Raw genomic sequence first — 23,288 nt, 5'->3', positions numbered from 1 at the left:
CGGGGATTACTCCTTGTCCGCCAGATTGACCACGCGGTTGGAGCGATCCACCGGGCGCACATGCTGCCCGTCGAGAAGCACATGGACGCCAGCGGCCACGACCCAGTCGCTGGCATTGAGACCTTCGAGCACCGGGACGGTCTTCTCACCGAAGGCACCGACCCGCACAGGGGTCTTCTTCAACGTATTGTTGGCGCTGACCACCCAGACGTAGGTCACGCCATTTTCCGCGGTCAACGCCGAAAGCGGCACGGACAGCGGGATCACCTCAGCGGTCTGCACAAACACTCGGGCGCTCTGGCCCAGCTCGGCAGGGACCTTGCCGCCGGTGAAGGCGATGCGAGCGGCAAAGGTGCGGGATTTTGGATCGGCGGCCGGCGACAGTTCGCGGATATGCCCGGCGAAGCGTTGATCGGGTTGCGTCCACAGCTCCACCGAAACCGGCTGTCCGACCTTGAAACGGCCGAAGCTCTGTTCCGGCAGGCTGATCAACACTTCACGCTCGCCATCGGTGGCCAGGGTAAACACGGTTTGCCCGGCCGCCACTACCTGCCCGACTTCTACGGCACGCTTGGCCACCACCCCGTCCTGCGGCGCACGCAGCACGGCATAGCTGGCCTGGTTGGTCGAGACGTTGAACTCGGCTTTGATTTGCTTGAGGCGTGCCTCACCGGATCGATAGAGGTTTTCGGCGTTGTCATACTGCGAACGACTGACCAGCTGACGGTCCATCAGGGTCTTGTAACGATCGCGCTCGGAACGTACCAGGTTGAGGTTGGCTTCGGCGGCGGCGACCTGGGCACGGGTGGCCTCCAGTTGCAGGCGAACGTCCTGGGGATCGAGCTCTGCCAGCGGTTGATCGGCCTTGACCCGCTGCCCCTCTTCGACCAGTCGTCGGCTGACTTTACCGCCAATCCGGAACGCCAGGTCGGGCTCATAGCGGGCACGAACTTCACCGGGATAGCTTTCCATCGCCTGCGCCGAAGGCTCTGGCTGAACCACCATGGCCGGACGGATGCTGATTTGGGGCGCCTCTTCGTGACCGCACGCAGACAATAAAAACGCCAGACTGACTGGCAACGCGAGGGGCAAGGCATAGCGGAACATGGTGAAGGACCTTTCGCTAATAGTGCTTGGAATATTTATACTGGCCAGTATGTTATTAATAGCAAACTGACCAGTCCAGTAATAAAAGCGAATATGCCGAACAATCTTTCAGCACCCAGCGGCCCAGGCCGCCCCAAGGATCTGGCCAAGCGCCAGGCGATCCTCGATGCGGCGAAAACGCTGTTTTTGAGCAAGGGTTACGCCAGCACCAGCATGGACGCCGTCGCAGCCGAGGCCGGTGTGTCGAAGCTGACGGTCTATAGCCACTTCAACGACAAGGAGACGCTGTTCTCCGCCGCCGTGATGGCCAAGTGCGAGGAGCAGTTGCCGCCGCTGTTCTTCGAACTGCCGCAAGGCGTGGCGGTGGAAACGGTGCTGCTGAATATCGCGCGCGGGTTTCATCAACTGATCAACAGCGACGAGTCGGTGAACCTGCACCGGTTGATGATGACCCTGGGCAGTCAGGACCCAAAGCTCTCGCAGATTTTCTTCGAGGCCGGGCCACAGCGCATGTTGCAGGGCATGGAGCGTCTGTTGACCCGGATCGACGACAGTGGCGTGTTGAGCATCGACAAACCGCATAATGCGGCCGAGCACTTCTTCTGCCTGCTCAAGGGGGCGGGGAATTTTCGTTTGCTATATGGCTGCGGTGAACCGCCGGTGGGCGAGGCGGCGGAGAGCCATGTGCGGGAAGTGGTGGGGTTGTTTATGCGGGCTTATCGCCCTGATCCCGTGTGAGAGATTTGTAGTGTTCTGGTAGACGCCATCGCGAGCAGGCTCCCACAGGGTCAGTGGAGAACCTGTGGGAGCCTGCTCGCGATGGGGGCAACCCGGGCTTAAGGCTTGAGCGCCTTCTTCGGATAGATGTCATACCGACTGGATTTGCCATCCAGCGCATGACTGGGCTTGGGCCCTTCAATGCACGGCGCCTTGCGCGGTCGCTTGACCACCACCCGATGGCTGGCCAGCGCCAACGCCGCTTCAAGCAGTGCCGGCGCGTCCGGGTCATCGCCCACCAGCGGCCGGAACAGGCGCATTTCCTTTTTCACCAATGCGGTTTTCTCACGGTGCGGGAACATCGGGTCGAGGTAGATCACCTGCGGTGGCTCGCCTTCCCAGTTGCGCATCACATCGATGGAGTTGCCCTTGAGCAAACGCATGCGCGCCACGATCGGCGCCACGTCGAAATCTTCCGCGCCGCGGGCCAGACCATCTTCGAGCAAGGCGCCGATCAGCGGCTGACGCTCGATCAGGCTCATCTCGCAACCCAGACTGGCCAGCACGAATGCATCCTTGCCCAGCCCTGCCGTGGCATCCAGTACACGTGGACGCACGCCCTGAGCGATGCCAACGGCCTTGGCGATCATCTGCCCGCTGCCACCCCCGTATAACCGACGGTGAGCCGCGCCACCCTCGACGAAATCAACCCGCACCGGCCCCGGCGCATCCGGTCCCAGTTGTTGCAGTTGCAAACCCTGCTCGCCCACCTGCAAGGCAAACTCGCCATCGGCCACCTGCAATGGCAGGCCCAGGCGCTCGGCCCACTGCTCGGCTTGCGGCTCGAACGCCGCGTCCAGGGCCTCGACATGAATGCGGCAGGCCGCGGGTTGATCAATCATCGGAAAACACGCTCAAAAAATTAATGATCGGCAAAAACTGCCGATAACAAAACTATCGAGCATTTTGCCAGAGCTGAGCGTCGACCGAGAGAAATGTCAGACATTCAACCCACAATCACAGGTTTTATCTCGCCCTACGGCAATTACAACCTGCGAAATACCCAGGCACTGAGCGGTGTCAGTCACCTCTGGCAGGATTTCTTTGCCCGTGCGCTGTCCGATCAGTCGGGTGATGTGCTGCCGCAATCTCTCAACTTTCCGCCGGTCGATCTCGAAAGCCCGGTTGAGCCCACCGTTGGCAGCGACCTGCTGGCGCACATCGTTTCCCAGCGCGAGTGCGACGTGAAAGACAACGTGGTACGCCCGCCCGAGCCGCTGTTCCTGCCGATCGCCGAGTTTGAAATGGACCTGGCCGACAAGCCGTTCCCACCGTTCCCGCCGGAAGAAATCGCCGCCCAGCAGAAACAGCAGGACTTCGAAAGTGGCTGGGTTCGTCCGATCGTGTTGACCGCCGGTCAACCTGTGCCAGCTGCCAGTCCCGCGCCGCAACCGCGTCCCCTGCACCTGCCGATCGCCGAGTTTGATCTCGACCTGCTGGACAAGCCTTTCCCGCCCTTCTCCCCCGAAGAATTGATCGAGCAACAGAAGCAACTCGACTTCGATAACGGCTGGGCACGGCCGATCATCCTGCAAAACCTGCGTCTGGCCGCCTGACCCTCAGCGACACCTGCGCTGTTCAGTCCTTGAACAATGAATTGGCCTGCTGGAACGGCATGGAGCGCGACGTGAAGCCGAACGTCCCCGAATCGCGGATCTCCTGGGCGGCCCGGAAGAACTCGCCATAGGCTGCCAATGCCAGCGCCGAACCGACACTGATCCGTTTAACGCCCATCTCACTCAACTGCTCGACCGATAACTTCAGGCCGCCGGACATCAACACGTTGACCGGTTTCGGCGCCACGGCGCGGACCACCGCCAATACGTCTTCGGCGCTGCGCAGGCCCGGCGCATACAGGACGTCGGCACCGGCCTCGGCAAACGCCTGCAAGCGGCGAATGGTATCGGCCAGGTCGGGATTGCCGTGCAGAAAGTTCTCGGCCCGCGCGGTCAGCGTGAACGGAAAAGGCAAACTACGGGCGGCAGCGACGGCGGCTTCGATGCGCGCCACGGCATGCTCGAAGCAGTAGATCGGGCCCTCTTCACGCCCGGTGGCGTCTTCGATCGAGCCACCGACCGCCCCCACTTGCGCGGCCCGCAGAATACTCTTTGCGCATTCCGCCGGGTTGTCGGCAAAGCCGTTTTCCAGATCGACTGCGACTGGCAAATCACTGGCCGCAACAATCGCCTGAACGTTCAACAGGGTTTCGTCGAGGGTCAACCCGCCATCGGGACGCGCCCTGGAAAACGCATAACCGGCACTGGTGGTCGCCAACGCCTCGAAGCCCAGGCTGGCGAGCATTTTTGCTGAACCGGCGTCCCACGGATTGGGAATCACGAAAGCGCCTTTGCGCTCGTGCAGGGCTTTGAAGGCTTGGGCTCGAAGGGTTTGTGCGTCCATTGGCAGGCTCCTGAAAAGGCGAACGAATCCGCTTCAGAGCAGGCCAAGTTGCTCGGCGGCGGGTTCTCTGTATAGCTCAGGCAGCGGCGGCAGGCCAGGCAAACGCAGCATCAATCTGGCGTGAAACCGCTGCGCCAGTTTCGCCGCCAACACATTGTCGGCGGTGTGCAGGAAGATATAAGGCGTGCGCCCCTCTTCGATCCACAGGGCAATTTTCTCCACCCACGGCAGCAGAAACGGATCGTTGGCTTCCAACTGCGGATGGCCGATGAAGCGCACCTGGGGACATTGCGTGAACGCCGCCGGACGGGGTGGGACCCGTGGTTTCTTCGATTGGGCGTGCAGCACCGAAGGGTCGGTCGATGTGCAACTGAACAGCGCGCGCGAATCGAGACAAATGCGCTCGACGCCGCGATCCAGCAACAGGCGGTTGAGCTCGCGTTCGCTGTCACCCTTGGCGAAAAAGGCGTCATGCCGCACTTCCACCGCCAGTGGTCGCTCAAGGGCATCGATAAAACCCGCCAACTCGGGCAAGCGTTGCGGTGTAAAGCTCTTCGATAGCTGCAACCACAACGGCGCTACCCGCGCGCCGAGCGGGCTGATCAACTGCGTGAAGGTTTCGGCGGCGGTCAGTTGTTCACGCAGGTCGCCGCCATGACTGATGTCGCCGGGGAACTTGGCGGTGAAGCGAAAGTGTTCGGGCAGGGTTTCGGCCCAGCGCTGCACGGTGGTAGCAGCCGGGCTGGCGTAGAAGGTCGTGTTGCCTTCCACAGCGTTGAACACTTGGGAATACAGACTCAGAAACTCGGCGGGCTTGGCGTCCGCCGGATACAGATACTCACGCCAGGCGTTTTCGCTCCAGGACGGGCATCCGAGGTAGTACGGCAGCATCATCAGATGTACAGGTCGAGACCCAGTACTTCGGCATCCCAATCGACAAAACCGGCGGTGCTCAAGTAGCTGGCCAAAGCCATCGCCACACTTTTGCTCATGGCACGGTGGTAAATCATGTCTTGCTGACGGGCAGGGAGATTGCTCAGTTTTTGTGCGGAGGCTCTGGCGGCTCGGGCGGCCAGTTGCTCTTCGGACGGAAATTCCAGCTCACCGTCGATATCGACGGATTCGTCTTCCACCACAGCGCCTTTGCGAGGCTTGCGCTTGATGGGGTAAGACTGAGAAGAAAAGCCGTCTATACGCATAATTGTATGCTCGGTATCAGTGATGGCAGTTTAGTGGCGCATAACCCACTTCGCAAACCGCCGAGTGATAACTAGAACACATAAAAAGCAAAAGGTTTAAAAGCGGGAATTAGAAACTGACGATTGGTTTGGATTGGCACACTTTGTGGCGAGGGAGCTTGCTCCCGCCGGACTGCAAAGCGGCCCCATTCCTACAGCCTCACTTTGCCACCAGGTATTGCGACAGCTTCGCCGCCGAACGGGAGCAAGCGCCCTCGCCACAAAAGTGTCCTCAGCACTGAATCGGGTAAATCAACGTGCCTTCGGCGTCGCAACCTTGTCCCGCAAATAAACCGGCTGTGCTTCATCCGCCACAATCGCCTCACCGCGCTCCCAGGCAAATCGCGCCAGCGTCAGCAAGTCTTCGGCATGGGGCAGCATGCCCGCGTCCTGACCGCTCAGGTGGACGCCGATGCGCTCGGCATACCCCCAACCGGTGCCCGCGCCAAACCATTCGCCACTGGCATCAGCCGGCAATGCAGCCACTTCCGGGGCCAATACCGCTTCAGCCCCGACCAGTCGCATCTCCCCTGCCGTTTCGCGGTAGCAGCCCCAATACACCTCGTCCATCCGCGCATCGATGGCCGCCGCGACCTGGCTGACGCCATGCTCGCGATACGCACGCTGGGCCAGTACGGCCAGGTTCGACACCGGCAACACCGGGCGATCCAGGGCAAATGCCAGGCCCTGCACAACGCCGATGGCAATCCGCACGCCGGTAAACGCACCCGGTCCGCGACCGAAAGCGATGGCGTCGACCGCTTGCAGCGTGGTCCCGGCATCGGCCAGCAACTGCTGGATCATGGGCAACAGCTTCTGCGCATGCAGGCGCGGGATCACCTCGTAATGGCTCGTGACCTTGCCGTCATGCAGCAAGGCAACGGAGCAAGCTTCAGTCGCGGTGTCCAGGGCCAGCAAGGTGCTCATCGATGTATCCGTAAAAGAGGTCAGAAAAAAGTGCGTCAGTATAAACAACTACGGCCCGCAAGCGGGCCGTGGATGATGCAGCAAATCAGACTTTTCAGCTCAGGGCAGCCAGCACCTTGGCGGTGATCGCTTCAACCGAACCGACACCTTCGATATGACTGTACTTCGGCTTGCCATTGGCAGCCGAGAGCTTCTGGTAGAAGTCCACCAACGGCTTGGTCTGCGAATGGTAGACCGACAGGCGATGACGCACGGTTTCTTCGGTGTCGTCCTTGCGCTGTACCAGGTCTTCACCGGTGATGTCGTCTTTGCCCGCGATTTTCGGCGGGTTGTAGACGATGTGGTAAACGCGACCGCTGGCCTCGTGAACACGGCGACCGGCGATACGCTGAACGATTTCTTCGTCTTCAACGGCGATTTCAACAACGGCATCCAGCTCGACGCCGGCCGTCACCAGGGCTTCAGCCTGAGGAATGGTGCGCGGGAAACCGTCGAACAGGAAACCGTTGACGCAGTCGGACTGGGCAATGCGGTCCTTGACCAGTGCGATGATCAGGTCATCGGATACCAGGCCGCCCGCATCCATGATGCTCTTGGCTTTGATGCCCAGCTCGGTGCCGGCCTTGACCGCTGCGCGCAGCATGTCGCCGGTGGAGATTTGCGGAATACCGAATTTCTCGGTGATGAACTTAGCCTGAGTACCTTTACCGGCCCCGGGAGCTCCCAGCAGAATGACGCGCATCGATGTGCTCCTCAATTTTTTTATATAGATAACGTCAGATTCGCCTCATGGGGCCAATCTCAAAAATAGGGTCGTGACCGCCCAAACGGCCAAAGGCTGATCAAGATACACAGCAGGCTGCGCCCACACAAGCCGCCAAAAGTCGGAGAAACCGCCGCCTCCTGCGACCTTTTGGCGCGGTTCCCCTGGTCGCAACCCCATCATTAACTGTCGCCTTGCCGCACTTTCCAGCCGGCCTTTGACCGGCATCCGCCCCCTGCAGCGAACGCCTCACCCCAGGGCAAAAACCTTAGCCGGTATTGCGCAAACCGGCGGCAATCCCCGCCACAGACACCAGCAATGCCTGTTCTACCGGGCTGCCCTGTGCCACGTCCTGTTGTCGCGAGCGCGCCAACAACTCGGCCTGCAATAGATGAAGCGGGTCGAGGTAGGTATTACGCAAGCGGATGAATTCAAGGGTGTCAGGGCTATGTGCCAGTAGCTGCGACTGTCCGGTCAGACCCAGGACGATCGCGCATGCCTGCGACAATAGGTCGCGTAAGTGTGCGCCCAACGGCAGCAATTGCGGTTCCACCAGACGCTCATCGTAGGACCGGGCGATGTCAGCGTCGGCCTTGGCCAGGACCATTTCCAGCATATCGATGCGCGTACGGAAGAACGGCCACTGCTCGCGCATTTGCCCCAGCAGCTCACCTTCACCGCGCTCCAGGGCCTTGCTCAAGGCCGCTTCCCAACCGAGCCAGGCCGGCAGCATCAGGCGCGTCTGGGTCCAGCCGAAGATCCACGGGATCGCCCGCAGGCTTTCGATCCCGCCGGCCCGGCGCTTGGCGGGGCGGCTGCCCAACGGCAGACGCCCGAGCTCCTGCTCAGGGGTGGACTGGCGGAAGTATTCAACGAACTGCGGATTTTCCCGCACTACGGCGCGATAAGCGCTCACGCCGTCGGCCGCCAGTTCGTCCATCAGATGGCGCCACTGCGGGGTCGGAGGGGGCGGTGGCAACAGGGTCGCTTCAAGCACCGCCGCCAGATACAGATTGAGGTTTTGCTCGGCGATGTCCGGCAGGCCGAATTTGAACCGGATCATTTCCCCCTGCTCGGTGGTACGGAAACGTCCCGCGACCGAACCCGGCGGCTGCGACAGAATGGCCGCATGAGCCGGGCCGCCGCCACGGCCCACGGTGCCGCCGCGACCGTGGAACAACAGCAGCTCCACCTGCTGCTCGCGGCAGATATCCACCAATCGTTCCTGCGCCCGATATTGCGCCCAGGCCGCCGCCGTGGTGCCGGCGTCCTTGGCGGAGTCGGAGTAGCCGATCATGACCTCCTGCGGCCCTTGCAGGCGCGAGCGATATCCCGGCAGCAGCAGAAGTTTCTCGATCACCGGCCCGGCGTTATCCAGGTCCGCGAGGGTTTCGAACAATGGCACCACGCGCATCGGCCGCAACACGCCAGACTCTTTGAGCAGCAGTTGCACGGCGAGCACATCGGAAGCGGCACCGGCCATGGAGATCACATACGAGCCGAGGGATGCCCCCGGTGCCGCGGCGATTTCCCGACAGGTCGCCAGCACTTCGGCGGTGTCGGCGGACGGCTTGTAGTGCGGCGGCAGCAAGGGCCGACGGTTGTTCAGTTCACGCATCAGGAAGGCAATGCGCTCTTCTTCGCTCCAGTCTTCGTAGCGACCCAGGCCAAGGTAATCGGTGATTTCGGTCATGGCCGCACTGTGCCGCGACGCGTCCTGGCGCACATCGAGACGCACCAGGAACAGGCCGAAGGTGACCGCTCGGCGCAAGCAGTCGAGCAACGGGCCGTCGGCGATCACGCCCATGCCGCATTGATGCAGCGAGTGATAGCACAGCTCCAGCGGATCGAGCAGTTCCCGATTGTTCTGCAAGACATCGGCCGGTGCCGGCGCAGGAGTGGTCAACGCAGCGTGAGCCCAGTTGCGCGTCGCACGCAGGCGCTCGCGCAGTTGTTTGAGGACCGCACGATAGGGCTCGGCACTGTCGCCGGCCCTGGCTTTCAATTCGTCGCTGGCCTGCTGCATCGATAGCTCGGCGGCGAGCTGATCGACGTCACGCAGGTACAAATCCGCCGCCATCCAGCGTGCCAGCAACAACACTTCACGGGTAACGGAGGCCGTCACGTTCGGGTTGCCGTCGCGGTCGCCGCCCATCCACGAAGCAAAGCGAATCGGCGCGGCTTCCAGGGGCAAGCGCAGGCCCGTGGCGGCATGCAGGGCCTGATCGGCCTTGCGCAGATAATTGGGAATGGCTTGCCACAGCGAATGCTCGATCACCGCGAAGCCCCATTTGGCTTCATCAACCGGTGTCGGACGTGTGCGGCGGATCTCTTCGGTGTGCCACGCTTCGGCGATCAGACGCTGCAGTGTCGACTTGATCTGCTCGCGCTCGGCGCCGGTCAGGTCGCGATGGTCCAAGGCCGCCAGTTGCGCGGCGATGGCATCGTACTTCTGGATCAAGGTGCGACGCGCGACTTCGGTCGGGTGCGCGGTGAGAACCAGCTCGATTTCCAGCCGCCCCAATTGCCGGGCCAGGGACTCGGCGCCATGGCCTTCGGCGCGCAGCCGGGCAAGCAGTTCCGGCAGCACACGCGCTTCGAAAGGCGCCGGCCTGGATTCTTCGCGGCGGTGAATCAGCTGATATTGCTCGGCGATGTTGGCCAGATTGAGGAACTGATTGAACGCCCGCGCCACCGGCAGCAACTCATCCTCGGTCAACTGGTTGAGGCTGGCGCTCAATTCGGCGTCCATGGAACCGCGGCGATCGGCCTTGGCCCCTTTGCGGATCTGCTCGATCTTGTCGAGGAAACCATCCCCGTACTGGTCACGAATGGTGTTGCCCAACAGCTCACCCAACAGGTGAACATCCTCGCGCAAGCGTGCATCGATATCGGTCATCAGCAGTTCTCCAGCGAAAAATCCGGGCGGCCATGAACTTAAAGAGTGCCGCTCCAGAGCGCTTCTTACAAGCAAGACGACGAAGGGACTTTAAACCTTGGGCGTTAAGGCTAGTCTGAACTATGAGCCGTACAACGGCTGTCACCGGTTAATGCCGGACACTCACCCGGCCTGCCACGAGCAGGAGCGCAATGAGGTCATTATGAAAATCCGCGAACTGGCCCAGCATTGGGAAGAAAATGCCAAGGGTCGCCTGACCAAGACGGGCTACACGATTCATCTGGACGTGGAAGCCGCCGCACGCCTGGCGGCCATTACCGAGATGTACCCCAAACGGCAACCCGAGGAGCTGCTCGGTGAACTGATCGGCGCCGCGCTGGAAGAACTGGAAAAAAGCTTTCCCTATGTGAAAGGCTCGACCGTGGTGGCCACTGACGAAGAAGGTGATCCACTGTATGAGGACATCGGCCCGACCCCTCGCTTTCTCGCCTTGTCCCGCCGGCACTTGCATGACTTGTCAGCAGGCAACGACAAGCAAAAACACTGATTTTCCCACCGAATGATCCCCTTGTAGGAGCGAGCCAGCTCCGGGCGGCGTTCCGACGATGGTCGTCGACGAAAACGCGTGATACCTGAGTAACGCGGCGCGTCGAAATCCATCGTCGGAACGCCGCCCGGAGCAAGCTCGCTCCTGCAAGCGCCAGACCTCACGCCTGATTAATTTCTCTGAACTTTCGAAAAACCCCTTGGGTCAACCCAGTAACCATGCCTGGGACGGCCGTATCAAATCCCCTCGAAACCGTAGCTCGCGGCTCCTTTGCCCAGGATGGATTTTTTTGTTGTTCAGGAGTTAGTCCAATGGAGTTGAAGATCATGAAAACAGGTACTGGCAAATCCTCATCCACCCCTCTGCATGGCCTGAAAATGGCAGCCCTCGCCCTCGGCGGCAGTCTCGTACTGGCCGGTTGCGCCGGTCACCCGCCCACCGAACAATTCGCCGTCACCGAGTCAGCGGTCAATAACGCTGTCAGCGCCGGCGGGACTGAATTCGCGGCGGTGGAAATGAAGTCTGCGCAAGACAAGCTCAAACAAGCCGAAATCGCCATGCACGACAAGAAGTACGAGCAAGCGAAAACCCTGGCCGAGCAAGCCGAATGGGATGCTCGCGTGGCCGAACGCAAAGCCCAGGCGATGAAAGCCGAACAAGCGCTGAAGGATGCTCGCCAAGGGGTTCAGGAACTGCGTCAGGAAAGCCAGCGCACCGTTCAGTAACGGCGCGGCACGACGTATTTCTTACTCGACTAAAAGGACGAAACCATGATTTCCAAATGCATGAATTCCAAACAATTGATGATCCCTGCCCTGCTGGCCGCCAGTATTGCCCTGGCAGCGTGCTCGACACCGCCCAACGCCAATCTTGAACAGGCCCGCACCAACTATTCCGGCCTGCAGGCCAACCCGCAGGCGAGCAAAGTCGCAGCGCTGGAAACCAAGGATGCCAGTGATTATCTGGACAAGGCCGACAAGGCCTATCTGGATAAGGAAGACCCGGCCAAAGTCGATCAACTGGCCTATCTGACCAACCAGCGTGTCGAAGTGGCGAAACAGACCATCGCCCTGCGTACGGCGGAAGCCAACCTTAAAAACGCTTCTGCGCAACGTGCCCAGGCCCGCCTGGATGCCCGTGACCAGCAGATCAAGCAATTGCAGGACAGCCTCAACGCCAGGCAAACCGATCGCGGCACGCTGGTGACCTTCGGTGACGTGCTGTTTGCCACCGACAAGGCCGAGCTGAAATCCAACGGTCTGATGAACATCAACAAACTGGCGCAGTACCTCCAGGAAAACCCCGACCGCAAGGTCATCGTCGAAGGCTACACCGACAGCACCGGTACGGCGTCGCACAACCAGTCGCTGTCAGAACGTCGCGCCAACTCCGTGCGCATGGCACTGGTGAAAATGGGCGTCGACCCGACCCGCATCGTCGCCCAGGGTTATGGCAAGGAATACCCGGTGGCGGACAACACCAGCGTGTCGGGAAGGGCACAGAATCGTCGGGTGGAAGTGACGATTTCCAACGATAACCAACCGGTGATTCCACGGTCGGCGGTGAGTGCCAACACCCAATAAAAACCACAGTGGCAGCGAGCCTGCTCGCGATGAGGCCTGGACATTCAACATCTGTGTTGACTGTCACGCCGCCATCGCGAGCAGGCTCGCTCCCACGTCAGGTTTTTGTTCAGGGTTGCAGTTGCTGCGGCGTTTCCTGCCCCATGCAACGCACGGCTTTTTTCTTGCTGTCGATCAGCACCCCGGTCAAGCCTTTCTGTTCAGTGTCGAACAGCACCAGCACGCCATCGATGCACTGCGCCACTTGGGCGGCCGGTTCCAGGGAGACTTTATAGTCCTCGCCCGGCACGGTCTTGAGCATGGTGAATTCGTTGAGCAGCAACGCATCCTCAGGCTTGGCGAAGTGCAGGTAGCCGTACCACCACAGGGCACCCACAGTGCCGAGGATGCTGCAAATACCGGTGATGATCAGCGGGATGGCGTTACGTTCTTCACTCATTGCGGACTCTCTGGTGGTTCATCTTCAGAATGTTCGGGCGCCGGGTAATTGGGGATCTCACCCAGGCGGCGCAGACCGTTGAAATGCTGCGGGTCATCAAGAAAACGCAGCATGACCTTGCGCCAGACCGGATCGGCGAACGTCTGCACGTGCCCCCCGCGGGTCAGTTGCAGCACGCGCGGCGGCGGCGCAGCTTGATACAGACGGATGCCGTTGGAAAGAGGCACGAGCGGGTCGTCGATGCTGTGGAAGATCAGTTTCGGCACGCCATTGATCTTGCCCATCGAGTTGATTGCACTGTCGCCGTCCGGCACCAGCCACGACAACGGCACCTGAAACGCCCAGGTCAGCCATGAGTTGCTCAGGGCATATCGGCCGACACTGCGGTAACTGGCGGGCACGCCGTCGAGCACGAACGCCTTGAGTTGTTTCTGCCGCTCCGGGTGCAGAGCCAGGTAATGCACGGCCATCGAGCCGCCGAGGCTTTGCCCGAGGAGGATCACCGGCTTGCCCTTGACCTCCGGCGCCTGGTCCAGCCAGGCGAATGCCGCGTCGATGTCCAGATAGATCTCCGGCAGGCTCGGCTCGCCTTCGGACAGGCCATAACCGCGATAGTCCACCAGCAACACTTGGTAACCCTTTTCCGGCAACCAATAGCTGCCGCCCAGATGCATGGGCAGGTTTCCGCCATTGCCGTGCAGGTGCAGCACCGTGCCCTTGACCTCTACCCCCTTTTTCGCCGGCAACCACCAGGCATGCAGGCGCAGGCCGTCGGCAGTGGTCAGGGTGACGTCGCGGTATTCGAGCCTGGCTTTTTCCGGGGTGAACAACTGGCCGGGTTCGGGGTAGAACAGCAGCGAGCTGCAACCGCTCAGGGCCAGGAGCAGGCAGATGACGCCGAGGATTCTCATCCGTTGAAACCTCGCAAGAAAAGAAGAAGGCCGAACACCGACCCCTGTGGAAGCGAGCCTGCTCGCGATGGCGGTGCATCAGTCAACATTGAGGTTGAATGTAAAACCGCTATCGCGAGCAGGCTCGCTCCCACAATGGTCCATGGCTTACCGCTACAGGATGTTGGAGTAATCCGCCTCGATCCGGTCCAGGCTCAGGTGATTGAGGAAGTTGGAGAAGCACATCCACGCCGACAACGCATTCATGTCGCGGAACTGCTCCGGCAGGTACTTCGGCGGTACCACCAGCCCTTCATCCACCAACTGCCGCAGCGTGCGCATGTCTTCCAGCGTAGTCTTGCCGCAAAATAGCAGCGGTATCTGCTCCAGTTTGCCTTTGCGCACGGCCAACTGAATGTAGTTGTAAATCATGATGAAGCCCTTGAGGTAGGACAAGTCTTTGGTAAATGGCAGACCTGTCGGCACCGAACCTCGAAAAACGCGACTGGTGTTGCTGTAGCTTTCCGCCATTTCGAAACCCTGCTCGCGGAAAAACTCGAACACCTGCAGGAAGTCGGCACCCTCCTCCACCATGTGAATGGCGCGGGTACGGTTGGTCAGTTTGCGCAGGCGACTCGGATAGGAGGCGAAGGTGATGATTTCCATCAGGATCGCCAGGCCTTCCTGGGTCACCGTCGACGAGGGCGGGCCCTTGGCCAGGAAGGTGCAGATCGGCTGGTTCAGGCCATTGAGCGTGGTGCCGACGTGCACCAGTCCTTCGTGGACTTCCAGGGCGCGCACATCGCGCTGGTTGAACATCGCATCGGCGCGGATCTTGATGTAGTCGGCACCGGCCGCCGCATCGGCGACGATACCGTCGGACTCGAACACCCGAATGGTTTCCTCGGCCTCGCCGAACACCTTGTTCAAGCGATGCTGCAGCATTTCCACCGCATCCTTGGCCGTCAGCGTCTTCGGTTCATCCTTGAGGTCGCCACGGCCATCGATGTTGTTCAGGTAATCGGAGAGCATCAGCCCCAGGTCGGACAGGGTCGGGTCACCGGCGTGGAACGCGTCGGACGCGGCGCCGTACAACTCCTGGGAAATCAGGCCGAAATCCTCGGTGCCGCGCGCTTCAAGCATGCGCACCACCATCCGGTATTCCTTGCACATGCGCCGCATGATCTGGCCGACCGGGTTGAACTGGCCGAGCTGGCGGGTGATGTCGCGCTCGATGTTCTGGAACTCCAGCTTCACTTTGCTGGAGTCGAAGGACAGCGGCCGGTTCAGGTAGTAGTCGCGGTCCACCGCCGGCATTTCCTTGCCCTTGGCCTTGAGGAAACCCTTGCGGATGTTGTCGTCCCACTTGACCGCATCGAGGACGCGGATCGGCGTCTGCGCCAGCACAATGCGATCGGACAAAATGCGTATCGACTGCTGGTATTCGTCCACCCGAAACTCCTGTTGAAAGCGTTATGTGGGTTTATTTGGCCTTGGCCTGGCGCTGATAACGCACCACCTCGACGAACACATCGGAATTGGCCGGGTCATCGAGGTAGGCGGACACCTGGTCCATCTTGCTGTTGATCAACACGCCATCGCCTTCAGCCGTTTGAAAGCCATCGCCGCTCAGGGCCTTCTGCTGCAATGCCTGATTGATTTGCTCGAGGTCGAGGTTGTAGACAACCAGTTCATGTTTGTCGGTCAGTTCGAAGCCGGCGATGGTGAAATGCCCGCCGAACTGCGCTGGCACCTTCGCCGACAGATACCAGCGACTGCCATGTCGCGACACCGTGAAAGGATAGGCTTCGCGCTCCTTGGGTCTGGCGCGAAAGTAGCTGATCGCCTGGTACTGGTTATCACCGATGCGCGTCAGCTCCAGATTCAGCGGCTCACCCCAGGCGTTGGTGCTGGTCCATTTGCCGAGCAACCCTTTGGGCGCGGGTTCGCTCGTGGGCAGCGGCTCCTTGAAGGTCACCAGGCAGCCACTGAGCAGCAGGAACGACAGGGCGATCACTGCGACATGCCAGGCTTTCATTCAACACTCCCTATGAACGGACTCCGCACCCAGCAAGCTCGCTCCTACAGTTATTACACCGACGCCAATACCAAATGCATGTAGCGCGTCAGGATGCCGAGCATTTCCTCTTCGGCCACCGGTTCGGCGTCGTTGAGCAGGCCCTGATATTCCATCCGTCCGATGATAGCCGTCAACACTTTGGCATCCTGTTGCGGCTCGCGCGAACCCAATACCTGAAACAGCTGGCAGGAGCCCTGCAGGAGAATCTGCTGGTGCGAGCGCACCAACTCGGCCAGGCGCGGGTTCAACAGCGCTTCCTGGCGGAATGCCTGTTCGGCCATCAGATGTTCGCGACGGGTGAGCAGTTGCCGGTGCACATAGTCCGCCATCAGCCGTGCGATATCGTCCGCCAGCTTCGAACGGGCCTCTGGGCTGCCATCGCCACTGTCGACCATTTCGCGCAGCAGGCCTTCGTTATTCACCCACAACTTGGCCATGTAGGCTGCGCTGCGTTCAACGTATTGAGCGAAGGTATCGGTGAGCAGGTCATCGATGTCCTTGAAGTAGTAGGTGGTCGCCGACAACGGCACATTGGCCTCGGCAGCCACTGCGCGGTGGCGCACGGCCCGCACGCCATCGCGCACGACAATGCGCATTGCAGCATCGAGTATCTCCTGTCGACGCTGTTCGCTGCCCTGTCGGCTGGCCTTGCGGCCCTGGTACTGAACACTTTCAGCGACCGCAGTGGCGACACCCGCTGCACCTTCTTGAGCCATTGCACCGTTCACGACAGGATTCCTCTCTCACTTCAAAAGTAACCATTTGATACGTTTGTACCAGACAGGCAATAAAAAACCGCCTGAAAAGGCGGCTTTTAAATTAAAACACTTACGCTTGCGGCCGCATGTGCGGGAACAGGATCACGTCGCGGATCGACGGTGAGTTGGTCAGCAGCATCACCAGACGGTCGATGCCGATACCTTCACCCGCTGTTGGCGGCATGCCGTACTCCAGCGCGCGAACGAAGTCGGCGTCGTAGTGCATGGCTTCGTCGTCGCCGGCGTCCTTGTCGGCCACCTGCGCCATGAAGCGTTCGGCCTGGTCTTCCGCGTCGTTCAACTCGGAGTAGGCGTTAGCGATTTCACGGCCGCCAATGAACAGCTCGAAACGGTCGGTGACGTTCGGGTTTTCGTCGTTACGACGAGCCAGCGGCGACACTTCGAACGGGTACTGGGTGATGAAGTGCGGCTGTTCCAGCTTGTGCTCGACCAGCTCTTCGAAAATCATCACCTGCAGCTTGCCCAGGCCTTCGAAGCCCAGCACCTTGGCGCCGGCCTTCCTGGCGATGTCGCGGGCCTTGTCGATGTCGTTCAGATCGTCAGCGGTCAGCTCAGGGTTGTACTTGAGGATCGAGTCGAACACCGACAGACGCACGAACGGCTCGCCGAAGTGGAACACCTTGTCGCCGTACGGCACGTCGGTGCTGCCCAGAACCAGCTGCGCCAGTTCACGGAACAGTTCTTCGGTCAGGTCCATGTTGTCTTCGTAGTCGGCGTAGGCCTGGTAGAACTCCAACATGGTGAATTCAGGGTTGTGACGAGTCGAAACGCCTTCGTTACGGAAGTTGCGGTTGATCTCGAACACTTTTTCAAAACCACCGACCACCAGACGCTTGAGGTACAGCTCAGGCGCGATACGCAGGAACATTTCCATGTCCAGCGCGTTGTGGTGGGTTTCGAACGGTTTGGCTGCCGCGCCGCCCGGAATGGTTTGCAGCATCGGCGTTTCCACTTCCAGGAAGTCACGCTTCATCAGGAAGCTGCGGATGTGGGCGATGACTTGCGAACGCACGCGGAAAGTCTGGCGCACGTCCTCGTTGACGATCAGGTCAACATAACGCTGACGGTAGCGTTGCTCGGTGTCGGTCAGGCCGTGGTGCTTGTCCGGCAGCGGGCGCAGGGATTTGGTCAGCAGGCGCACGCTGGTCATTTCGACGTACAGGTCGCCTTTGCCGGAGCGGGCCAGGGTACCTTCGGCGGCAATGATGTCGCCCATGTCCCAGGTTTTCACCGAGGCCAGGGTTTCTTCGGACAGGGTCTTGCGGTTGACGTAGACCTGGATGCGCCCGGTCATGTCCTGGATCACCATGAACGAGCCACGGTTGAGCATGATACGACCGGCAACCTTGACCGGAATCGCAGCCTCTGCCAGCTCTTCCTTGGTCTTGTCCGCGTACTGCTTCTGCAAGGCATCGCAGTAGTTTTCGCGGCGGAAGTCGTTCGGGAAGGCATTGCCCTTGGCGCGCTCGGCAGCAAGCTTTTCCTTGCGCAGGGCGATCAGGGAGTTTTCTTCCTGTTGCAGGGCTTGCGGGTCGAGTTCTAGGTCGCTCATGTCTTTAAATTTTCCATCAGGTTCGTTGTCCCCGACCTGCGGTCGGGGAGCGCCGGCACGCCGGCTCCTAAAAAAGGGTTACAGGCCGGATTTCAGGCTGGCTTCCAGGTATTCGTCGATGTCGCCATCGAGCACCTTGTCGCAGTCGCTGCGTTCGATGTTGGTGCGCAGATCCTTGATCCGCGAGGCATCCAGCACGTACGAACGAATCTGGTGACCCCAGCCGATATCGGACTTGGTGTCTTCCAGGGCCTGGGAGGCCGCGTTGCGTTTCTGCATTTCCTGCTCGTACAACTTGGCCCGCAGCATTTTCATCGCGGTGTCCTTGTTGGCGTGCTGGGAACGTTCGTTCTGGCAGCTGACCACGGTGTTGGTCGGTACGTGGGTGATACGTACGGCCGAGTCGGTGGTGTTTACGTGCTGACCACCGGCACCGGAGGAACGATAGGTATCGATCCGCAGGTCTGCCGGGTTGATCTCGATTTCCACCTTGTCATCGATCTCGGGGGAAACGAACACCGCAGAGAACGAGGTGTGGCGACGGTTGCCGGAGTCGAACGGGCTCTTGCGCACCAGACGGTGTACGCCGATCTCGGTACGCAGCCAGCCAAAGGCGTATTCGCCCTTGATGTGCACGGTAGCGCCCTTGATCCCGGCGACTTCGCCGGCGGACAACTCCATGATGGTGGCGTCGAAACCGCGTTTGTCGGCCCAGCGCAGGTACATGCGCAACAGGATGTTGGCCCAGTCCTGGGCTTCGGTGCCGCCGGAGCCGGCCTGGATGTCCAGGTAGGCATTGTTCGGGTCCATTTCGTGGCTGAACATGCGGCGGAATTCAAGCTTGGCGAGGTTTTCCTCGAGACGGGCCAGCTCGGCGACCACATCGCCCACCGCGCCTTCGTCGTTTTCTTCGACAGCCATGTCCAGTAGGTCGCGGCAATCGGCCAGACCGGCGTTCAGCTCGTCCAGGGTTTCGACGATCTGGGCCAGCGCAGAGCGCTCGCGGCCCAGTTCCTGGGCGTACTCAGGTTTGTTCCAGACATTCGGATCTTCAAGCTCGCGATTGACCTCGGTCAGACGCTCATGCTTTTGATCGTAGTCAAAGATACCCCCGAATGGTTTCGGAGCGCTCGGACAGGTCCTTGATGGTGTTAAGGATCGGGTTGATTTCCATGGCGGGCAGCACTCGTTGGCGAACTTTTGAAAGCCGGCGAGTATAACGTAATCAAGCCGTCACCGCAGCCCGCCTGGCGGACGGAATACCGTCCAATTGAGTTTCGGCGGCTTCAAAGGGAGAAAAAACCAAAACGAAAAATCCCACACAACAAAAACACGCTTCCCACACAAGAAACCGAGCCGCCCTGCATTAATCCCGCATTCTCTCATTCACAGTCCCGCCCTTCTAAATCAGCACAAGGGATGTGTGATGTTCAGCCCTGCCGCCCCCGCCTCTTTTATCCAGAACAAACAGGGGGTCAACCACGACCCGCAAGTCCTTGAGCCCACCGACAAGGAAGCCATCCGCCGACCTTCGCGTCTTGATCTGAAACGCAGCACCCACTGCACGCAGGCCCGGCCATGAGGCGCCTGGGAAGATTGTCCGCCGGCCCTTGCTGCGAGCCCGACAAGCTGATTGTCCAGGTGATCGGCACCGGCCATTCCAGGGACCAGCGACTGGTGCTCTTCGATCGGTCGGGCCTTGAACCGCTGCAGGCCCTGACCGATGAGATGGAGTGCGAAACGGAGCGTTTATTCAGCGTCCACAGCGAAGTGTTTGCGTGGAACTGGTACGCCCGGTTTGAGCATCAGTTATGGCTGGAGATTGCCACGACCCATGGAGCGCCCATTCGCCTGCCGTTGCTGGAGGACCTGCGGATTACCCCGCGTCAACTGGAAGCGCAGTGGAATCAGATCGTCCCCGTCGTGCCGTTGGTCGCGCTGCCCGGTACGCGCAGCCGCCACGACCTCGGTACGCCGGTCCTGTGCCGCAGCGGCTTTGTCTATGTGTTTTACCGCGGGCGCCTGTGGCGTGAACTGGAAGTGCGGCAGGACGGCGAACGCACGACTTATCACGACATTGACGTGTCGATGTTTCGCGAAGGCCAGGATCTGTGCGACGACTACCGACTGGCCAGGGGCGTCGCACTCAGCGACATCTGGCTGCCCGCCACCTGGAACCGGCAACCGGCCGAAGCGGTGCAGCTGTGTTTCAGCGAGATCCAGCTCAGTGCTGTCCGCGTCAAGCGCCTGGAGGAGGACCCGGTTTTACGCGCCCGGCGCTGCCAGAGCCCCACGTTGCCGTGCGACAGTCAGACGTTCGAACGACTTTTCGACCAGCAGCCCGATGGGCAGGCGATGCTCGAGGCTTTCGGTCGTTTCAATGCGTGGGATGCCCGGGCGTCCGACAGCGCGACGAAAGCCAGCGTCACCTGGCGCAACCTGGCCGGGCGTGCCTTTCCGCTCCACCTGATCGCCCCGCAACGGGCTCGCCAGAGCGGGTTCGAATACATGCTGGAGCATCCGGGGCGTTACGTATGCGATCTGTCCGGGCAGTTCGCCGCTCAGCGCAAATTCGAAGCCAGGCGCTGCCTGGCTCAGTGGGAGCAGGGCGCCATGCCTGATGTGCCCGCCACCTTCGAAAGCAGCGCCTGGGCCGACTGCCTGGCCACGCTGTTGCAGCACTTGCACGGCAAGACCCCGCCAGACGATGAAGCGGACCTGTGGCAACCCCAGCCCGCCGTCGTCGATGTGCTGGAGGCCGCCCGCCGACGGCGCGTGTGCGGCGTGCTGCTGGAGGACCCGCGTTACCGCTTGCGGCACCTGCTTGCGCAGATCCGGCAGCAACAGCAATTGCTGGCGCTGTATGCCGAGCGCGCCAGCCTTTATCCCCACCACGCCAGCGCGGTGATGGTCCAGCAACTGATCGTGCCGGCCAACATCAGTGGCCAGAAGAACCCGCTGCATGCCTGTTTCCACAAAGTGAAGGAGGCCGGGCGCCGCGACATCAACCGTTTCACCGCCAGCGCCGAGCGCGCCCTGATCTGGCAACAACTGAACATGGCCCAGGCGCTGCTGGCCGAGTGCCTGCAGCAGCCGGTCACGCAGCAAACCCTGGCCGACCATTTGAGCCAGGACGGCTTTGATTACCTCGCCGCGCTGTTTGCCGTGAGCCAGACGTTCGCGGCCCTGGCCACGGTGCCCGCGCAACTCGATCCGCTGGCCAGCAACGGCGACGTCACCAACGCGCTGACCGGTGTGAGCCTCTACAGTCCTCGGGCCAGCGCCGGGCAGACCCTGCTCAACGACATCGCCCACGACCCGGCGCACCCGCTACACCGGATGCTCTGGCCCGCCGTCGATGAAGCGGCGCTGGCCGCACCCTACGTGCCGCCCAGCCAGACAACCCTCAACGAGGGCGATGGTCATTTGCGCGCCGATGACCTCGCCGCATTCGAAAGCCACCCGGGGCCCTATTACCCGCAGGTCGACCACCTCGACGGCCACTTGCTCAAGGACCTGTTGGCCAGCGGCAGCCTGAACAGCACCCTCACCGGGCAATCGAAAGCGGCCGCCGGTAGCCTGATCGGCATCTACGAAAACCTCGCGGGCGCCCTGGAAACCGCCAGCAGCGCGGTGAACAAACCGTCCGGGCCACACACCGCCCAGGCCATGCCCGCCAGCACCTATCTGCACGGCCTGGGCGTGGGGCTGTTGCGCAGCCTGATGCCCAAGACCTTCGGCGACGCGCACTTCATCCTGCGGCGTGACGCCGATCCGCAGCATTACTACGTCTTTGGCCTGACCGATGTGCCGTCCGGCGATCAGCGGCCACACCGGGGGATGGGTGAGTATCTGGATGCCCAGGGCCGACCGCTGAAGGTGTACGACGACGTGCTCGACACCCCGTACGCCCTTCGCGAAACCCATCACACACTGCTGGCGATCCCGCTCAAGCATACGACGGCGAACAACCTCAGCGTGCTGAATCAGCGGATAAACGCGGTTTACAAAGCCGATGTGGAGGCGCGGGCGACGGGCGATGCGTACGTGAAAAGTCCGTTGCAGCGGGGCGTGGATGAGCATGTCGAGTCGGCTAACAGCCGGGTTCATCGCGTGCTGGGCTCGTTGCCGTTTGCGGCGGGGGTTTTGATGTTGGAGGTTTGGAATGTGAGGGTGGAGTGGGAGGGCAGAGGGCGGACAATTCGAGAAAAAGGTTCAGTACGCATAGGTCTATCGTTTGTTGGGGCTGGCCTTGATCTAGCTGTAGCACTAGAGATGTTGACGGTAAAACTCGCCGCTACCCAGTCTGTTTTTGCGGCTGGTCGAAAGGTTCTGTTTACTATTTCCGATGAGACTGCAAAAAAAATCTTCCGTTCTTATGCCACGCGTTTTGTCAGAACATATACCGGACGACTTATCTCACAAATAATATCGGGATTTGTCTTTACATCCATTAGCTTGTACGACGCTTGGTATGCCCAAAAATGGGGCGACGATGCAATGTGGGGATATCTGATGATGGCTGCGGGCGGTTCCATCAGCGCTCTCAGTAACTTGATCGTCAGTAGCGTGACCTTTCTTGGTTTGGGGCCAGGTGGTTGGGCAGCACTCATATTGATCGTGATCGGTGCCGGATTGGCCTGGTGGCTGAGCAACAAGCCCATCGAAGAATGGCTGGTCAATGGCCCGTTCGGCACGCAAGTTCATTCAGATAATGCGCACCTGCTGGATCCGCAGCGTGGTTTCCATTACCTGATCAGTTTGTTTGCCGACATTCGCATCAGCATAGGCCCCAACCCTCAATTCATCCCCAACGCTAAACATGACTTTCGCGCCAGGACACCTTTTCCAGTGATCTCGTCCAATACCTGCATTCGCATCGAAAGTAACTTGCCGGGCTTAATGGGTAACCTGGGTACGCTCAACATCAATGCCCACTGTCGACTTAATACCTTTGAACTCAAAGGTGGCCGCCTCAAAAGTGAAACCGTACCGTTCACTAAGTTGATCGATAGCCGCCTCGTCCCACCCAATGCCCAACGGCTGCTGCCGCAGGGTCTGGAACTGTTTTTCAAAACGCCAGCGAGCTACGCCTTCGACCCGGTAACAGGTTCCTCCGGTATTGCCCATCAATGGCAAGTCCGGGCTCAGTGCGTACTGGAGCAGCACCATCAACGCTGGCACTTTCCTGCACCACCCCCGAAGGACGGTACGCCGTTTGATGCCACCCATATAAAACCCGACTTCGGCAGTGAGGGTGAACTTTATTGGGCAGATGAAGTGACAAATAAGATCACGAGGCGCTGA

General features: G+C 60.5%; 22 protein-coding genes. 7 read left to right on the top strand and 15 right to left on the bottom strand.

What is annotated here, in order from left to right; genetic code table 11:
* Positions 1–6 precede the first annotated feature (6 nt).
* The gene (locus ACVWYU_RS28710; RefSeq protein ID WP_090316882.1) at positions 7–1,107 is read right to left on the bottom strand and encodes an efflux RND transporter periplasmic adaptor subunit; all 1,101 of its coding nucleotides are present in this window, start codon (positions 1,105–1,107) and stop codon (positions 7–9) included.
* 93 nt (positions 1,108–1,200) lie between these two features.
* Between ACVWYU_RS28710 and ACVWYU_RS28705 the strand changes: the two genes are divergently transcribed.
* Positions 1,201–1,845, top strand: coding sequence for a TetR/AcrR family transcriptional regulator (locus ACVWYU_RS28705; protein WP_090316879.1), 645 nt, complete (start codon positions 1,201–1,203; stop codon positions 1,843–1,845).
* 98 nt (positions 1,846–1,943) lie between these two features.
* Here ACVWYU_RS28705 and ACVWYU_RS28700 read toward each other — a convergent pair whose 3' ends face one another.
* On the bottom strand, positions 1,944–2,726 hold the full coding sequence (locus ACVWYU_RS28700; protein ID WP_281439139.1) for a class I SAM-dependent methyltransferase: 783 nt from the start codon (positions 2,724–2,726) through the stop codon (positions 1,944–1,946).
* Between the two features lie 93 nt (positions 2,727–2,819).
* Here ACVWYU_RS28700 and ACVWYU_RS28695 point away from each other — a divergent pair, with 93 nt between their 5' ends.
* Positions 2,820–3,440: an energy transducer TonB gene (locus ACVWYU_RS28695; protein WP_457374291.1), complete on the top strand. Its 621-nt coding sequence runs from the start codon at positions 2,820–2,822 to the stop codon at positions 3,438–3,440.
* A gap of 22 nt (positions 3,441–3,462) precedes the next feature.
* Here the strand turns inward: ACVWYU_RS28695 and ACVWYU_RS28690 are convergent, their stop codons facing one another.
* The 6 genes from ACVWYU_RS28690 to ppc all read right to left on the bottom strand — a co-directional run bounded on the left by ACVWYU_RS28690 (position 3,463) and on the right by ppc (position 10,111).
* Entirely contained in the window at positions 3,463–4,284 is an 822-nt protein-coding gene (locus tag ACVWYU_RS28690; protein WP_457374290.1) for an isocitrate lyase/PEP mutase family protein, read from the bottom strand.
* Between the two features lie 33 nt (positions 4,285–4,317).
* Positions 4,318–5,178, bottom strand: a complete 861-nt coding sequence (locus ACVWYU_RS28685) for a DUF72 domain-containing protein (RefSeq protein WP_457374289.1) — start codon at positions 5,176–5,178, stop codon at positions 4,318–4,320.
* Positions 5,178–5,483, bottom strand: a complete 306-nt coding sequence (locus tag ACVWYU_RS28680; RefSeq protein ID WP_247254903.1) for a hypothetical protein — start codon at positions 5,481–5,483, stop codon at positions 5,178–5,180. The genes ACVWYU_RS28685 and ACVWYU_RS28680 overlap by 1 nt, the downstream gene beginning before the upstream one ends.
* 291 nt (positions 5,484–5,774) lie before the next feature.
* Positions 5,775–6,449: a tRNA (adenosine(37)-N6)-threonylcarbamoyltransferase complex dimerization subunit type 1 TsaB gene (gene tsaB / locus ACVWYU_RS28675; protein ID WP_390959008.1), complete on the bottom strand. Its 675-nt coding sequence runs from the start codon at positions 6,447–6,449 to the stop codon at positions 5,775–5,777.
* A gap of 94 nt (positions 6,450–6,543) precedes the next feature.
* Positions 6,544–7,191, bottom strand: coding sequence for an adenylate kinase (gene adk, locus ACVWYU_RS28670; RefSeq protein ID WP_090316858.1), 648 nt, complete (start codon positions 7,189–7,191; stop codon positions 6,544–6,546).
* A 289-nt stretch (positions 7,192–7,480) separates the two neighbouring features.
* A complete protein-coding gene (gene ppc, locus ACVWYU_RS28665) occupies positions 7,481–10,111 on the bottom strand; it encodes a phosphoenolpyruvate carboxylase (RefSeq protein ID WP_457374288.1) in 2,631 nt (876 codons plus the stop codon).
* Between the two features lie 202 nt (positions 10,112–10,313).
* Between ppc and ACVWYU_RS28660 the strand changes: the two genes are divergently transcribed.
* The 3 genes from ACVWYU_RS28660 (at position 10,314) to ACVWYU_RS28650 (ending at position 12,241) form a co-directional block, all read left to right on the top strand.
* Positions 10,314–10,658 (top strand): pilin assembly protein, encoded by a 345-nt coding sequence (locus ACVWYU_RS28660; RefSeq protein WP_090316851.1) that lies wholly within the window; start codon positions 10,314–10,316, stop codon positions 10,656–10,658.
* A 311-nt stretch (positions 10,659–10,969) separates the two neighbouring features.
* A complete protein-coding gene (locus ACVWYU_RS28655; RefSeq protein WP_457374287.1) occupies positions 10,970–11,383 on the top strand; it encodes a DUF4398 domain-containing protein in 414 nt (137 codons plus the stop codon).
* Between the two features lie 60 nt (positions 11,384–11,443).
* Positions 11,444–12,241, top strand: a complete 798-nt coding sequence (locus ACVWYU_RS28650) for an OmpA family protein (RefSeq protein WP_090318342.1) — start codon at positions 11,444–11,446, stop codon at positions 12,239–12,241.
* Between the two features lie 109 nt (positions 12,242–12,350).
* On the opposite strand, the gene ACVWYU_RS28645 is transcribed toward ACVWYU_RS28650, so the two are convergent.
* The 7 genes from ACVWYU_RS28645 to prfB all read right to left on the bottom strand — a co-directional run bounded on the left by ACVWYU_RS28645 (position 12,351) and on the right by prfB (position 19,155).
* Positions 12,351–12,680 carry a hypothetical protein gene (locus ACVWYU_RS28645; protein ID WP_090316845.1) on the bottom strand — a complete coding sequence of 110 codons (330 nt, stop codon included), beginning with the start codon at positions 12,678–12,680 and terminating at the stop codon, positions 12,351–12,353.
* Positions 12,677–13,591 (bottom strand): alpha/beta hydrolase, encoded by a 915-nt coding sequence (locus tag ACVWYU_RS28640; RefSeq protein WP_247258301.1) that lies wholly within the window; start codon positions 13,589–13,591, stop codon positions 12,677–12,679. Before ACVWYU_RS28640 ends, ACVWYU_RS28645 begins: the two co-directional genes overlap by 4 nt.
* A gap of 153 nt (positions 13,592–13,744) precedes the next feature.
* Positions 13,745–15,022, bottom strand: a complete 1,278-nt coding sequence (locus tag ACVWYU_RS28635; RefSeq protein WP_090316839.1) for a flavohemoglobin expression-modulating QEGLA motif protein — start codon at positions 15,020–15,022, stop codon at positions 13,745–13,747.
* Positions 15,023–15,053: 31 nt separating this feature from the next.
* Positions 15,054–15,608, bottom strand: coding sequence for a hypothetical protein (locus ACVWYU_RS28630; RefSeq protein WP_457374286.1), 555 nt, complete (start codon positions 15,606–15,608; stop codon positions 15,054–15,056).
* Positions 15,609–15,661: 53 nt separating this feature from the next.
* Positions 15,662–16,366, bottom strand: coding sequence for a TetR/AcrR family transcriptional regulator (locus ACVWYU_RS28625; protein ID WP_090318336.1), 705 nt, complete (start codon positions 16,364–16,366; stop codon positions 15,662–15,664).
* Positions 16,367–16,478: 112 nt separating this feature from the next.
* The gene (gene lysS, locus ACVWYU_RS28620) at positions 16,479–17,981 is read right to left on the bottom strand and encodes a lysine--tRNA ligase (RefSeq protein ID WP_247258299.1); all 1,503 of its coding nucleotides are present in this window, start codon (positions 17,979–17,981) and stop codon (positions 16,479–16,481) included.
* A 78-nt stretch (positions 17,982–18,059) separates the two neighbouring features.
* Positions 18,060–19,155, bottom strand: a protein-coding gene (prfB, locus tag ACVWYU_RS28615) for a peptide chain release factor 2 (protein WP_103403637.1) whose coding sequence is annotated in 2 segments (ribosomal slippage) — positions 18,060–19,082 and positions 19,084–19,155 — 1,095 coding nt in all. Because the reading frame shifts where the segments join, the coding sequence is not laid out codon by codon here.
* A gap of 252 nt (positions 19,156–19,407) precedes the next feature.
* Between prfB and ACVWYU_RS28610 the strand changes: the two genes are divergently transcribed.
* Positions 19,408–19,563: a hypothetical protein gene (locus tag ACVWYU_RS28610; protein ID WP_457374285.1), complete on the top strand. Its 156-nt coding sequence runs from the start codon at positions 19,408–19,410 to the stop codon at positions 19,561–19,563.
* Positions 19,560–23,288 (top strand): hypothetical protein, encoded by a 3,729-nt coding sequence (locus ACVWYU_RS28605; protein WP_457374284.1) that lies wholly within the window; start codon positions 19,560–19,562, stop codon positions 23,286–23,288. The genes ACVWYU_RS28610 and ACVWYU_RS28605 overlap by 4 nt, the downstream gene beginning before the upstream one ends.

The sequence above is a fragment of the Pseudomonas sp. TE12234 genome, from assembly GCF_054061835.1.
Note: the sequence above shows the minus strand (reverse complement) of the source record. Positions and strands in the feature narration are given on the sequence as shown.

Excerpts from the sequence above, each read along its gene's own strand:
- ACVWYU_RS28660 (WP_090316851.1), top strand. The coding sequence starts at position 10,314 with ATGAAAATCCGCGAACTGGCCCAGCATTGGGAAGAAAATGCCAAGGGT.
- ACVWYU_RS28645 (WP_090316845.1), bottom strand. The coding sequence starts at position 12,680 with ATGAGTGAAGAACGTAACGCCATCCCGCTGATCATCACCGGTATTTGC.
- ACVWYU_RS28640 (WP_247258301.1), bottom strand. The coding sequence starts at position 13,591 with ATGAGAATCCTCGGCGTCATCTGCCTGCTCCTGGCCCTGAGCGGTTGC.
- ACVWYU_RS28605 (WP_457374284.1), top strand. The coding sequence starts at position 19,560 with ATGAGGCGCCTGGGAAGATTGTCCGCCGGCCCTTGCTGCGAGCCCGAC.
- adk (WP_090316858.1), bottom strand. The coding sequence starts at position 7,191 with ATGCGCGTCATTCTGCTGGGAGCTCCCGGGGCCGGTAAAGGTACTCAG.
- ACVWYU_RS28610 (WP_457374285.1), top strand. The coding sequence starts at position 19,408 with ATGTTCAGCCCTGCCGCCCCCGCCTCTTTTATCCAGAACAAACAGGGG.
- ACVWYU_RS28650 (WP_090318342.1), top strand. The coding sequence starts at position 11,444 with ATGAATTCCAAACAATTGATGATCCCTGCCCTGCTGGCCGCCAGTATT.
- ACVWYU_RS28690 (WP_457374290.1), bottom strand. The coding sequence starts at position 4,284 with ATGGACGCACAAACCCTTCGAGCCCAAGCCTTCAAAGCCCTGCACGAG.
- ACVWYU_RS28705 (WP_090316879.1), top strand. The coding sequence starts at position 1,201 with ATGCCGAACAATCTTTCAGCACCCAGCGGCCCAGGCCGCCCCAAGGAT.
- ACVWYU_RS28630 (WP_457374286.1), bottom strand. The coding sequence starts at position 15,608 with ATGAAAGCCTGGCATGTCGCAGTGATCGCCCTGTCGTTCCTGCTGCTC.
- tsaB (WP_390959008.1), bottom strand. The coding sequence starts at position 6,449 with ATGAGCACCTTGCTGGCCCTGGACACCGCGACTGAAGCTTGCTCCGTT.
- lysS (WP_247258299.1), bottom strand. The coding sequence starts at position 17,981 with ATGAGCGACCTAGAACTCGACCCGCAAGCCCTGCAACAGGAAGAAAAC.
- ACVWYU_RS28710 (WP_090316882.1), bottom strand. The coding sequence starts at position 1,107 with ATGTTCCGCTATGCCTTGCCCCTCGCGTTGCCAGTCAGTCTGGCGTTT.
- ppc (WP_457374288.1), bottom strand. The coding sequence starts at position 10,111 with ATGACCGATATCGATGCACGCTTGCGCGAGGATGTTCACCTGTTGGGT.
- ACVWYU_RS28625 (WP_090318336.1), bottom strand. The coding sequence starts at position 16,366 with ATGGCTCAAGAAGGTGCAGCGGGTGTCGCCACTGCGGTCGCTGAAAGT.
- ACVWYU_RS28700 (WP_281439139.1), bottom strand. The coding sequence starts at position 2,726 with ATGATTGATCAACCCGCGGCCTGCCGCATTCATGTCGAGGCCCTGGAC.
- ACVWYU_RS28695 (WP_457374291.1), top strand. The coding sequence starts at position 2,820 with ATGTCAGACATTCAACCCACAATCACAGGTTTTATCTCGCCCTACGGC.
- ACVWYU_RS28680 (WP_247254903.1), bottom strand. The coding sequence starts at position 5,483 with ATGCGTATAGACGGCTTTTCTTCTCAGTCTTACCCCATCAAGCGCAAG.
- ACVWYU_RS28655 (WP_457374287.1), top strand. The coding sequence starts at position 10,970 with ATGGAGTTGAAGATCATGAAAACAGGTACTGGCAAATCCTCATCCACC.
- ACVWYU_RS28685 (WP_457374289.1), bottom strand. The coding sequence starts at position 5,178 with ATGATGCTGCCGTACTACCTCGGATGCCCGTCCTGGAGCGAAAACGCC.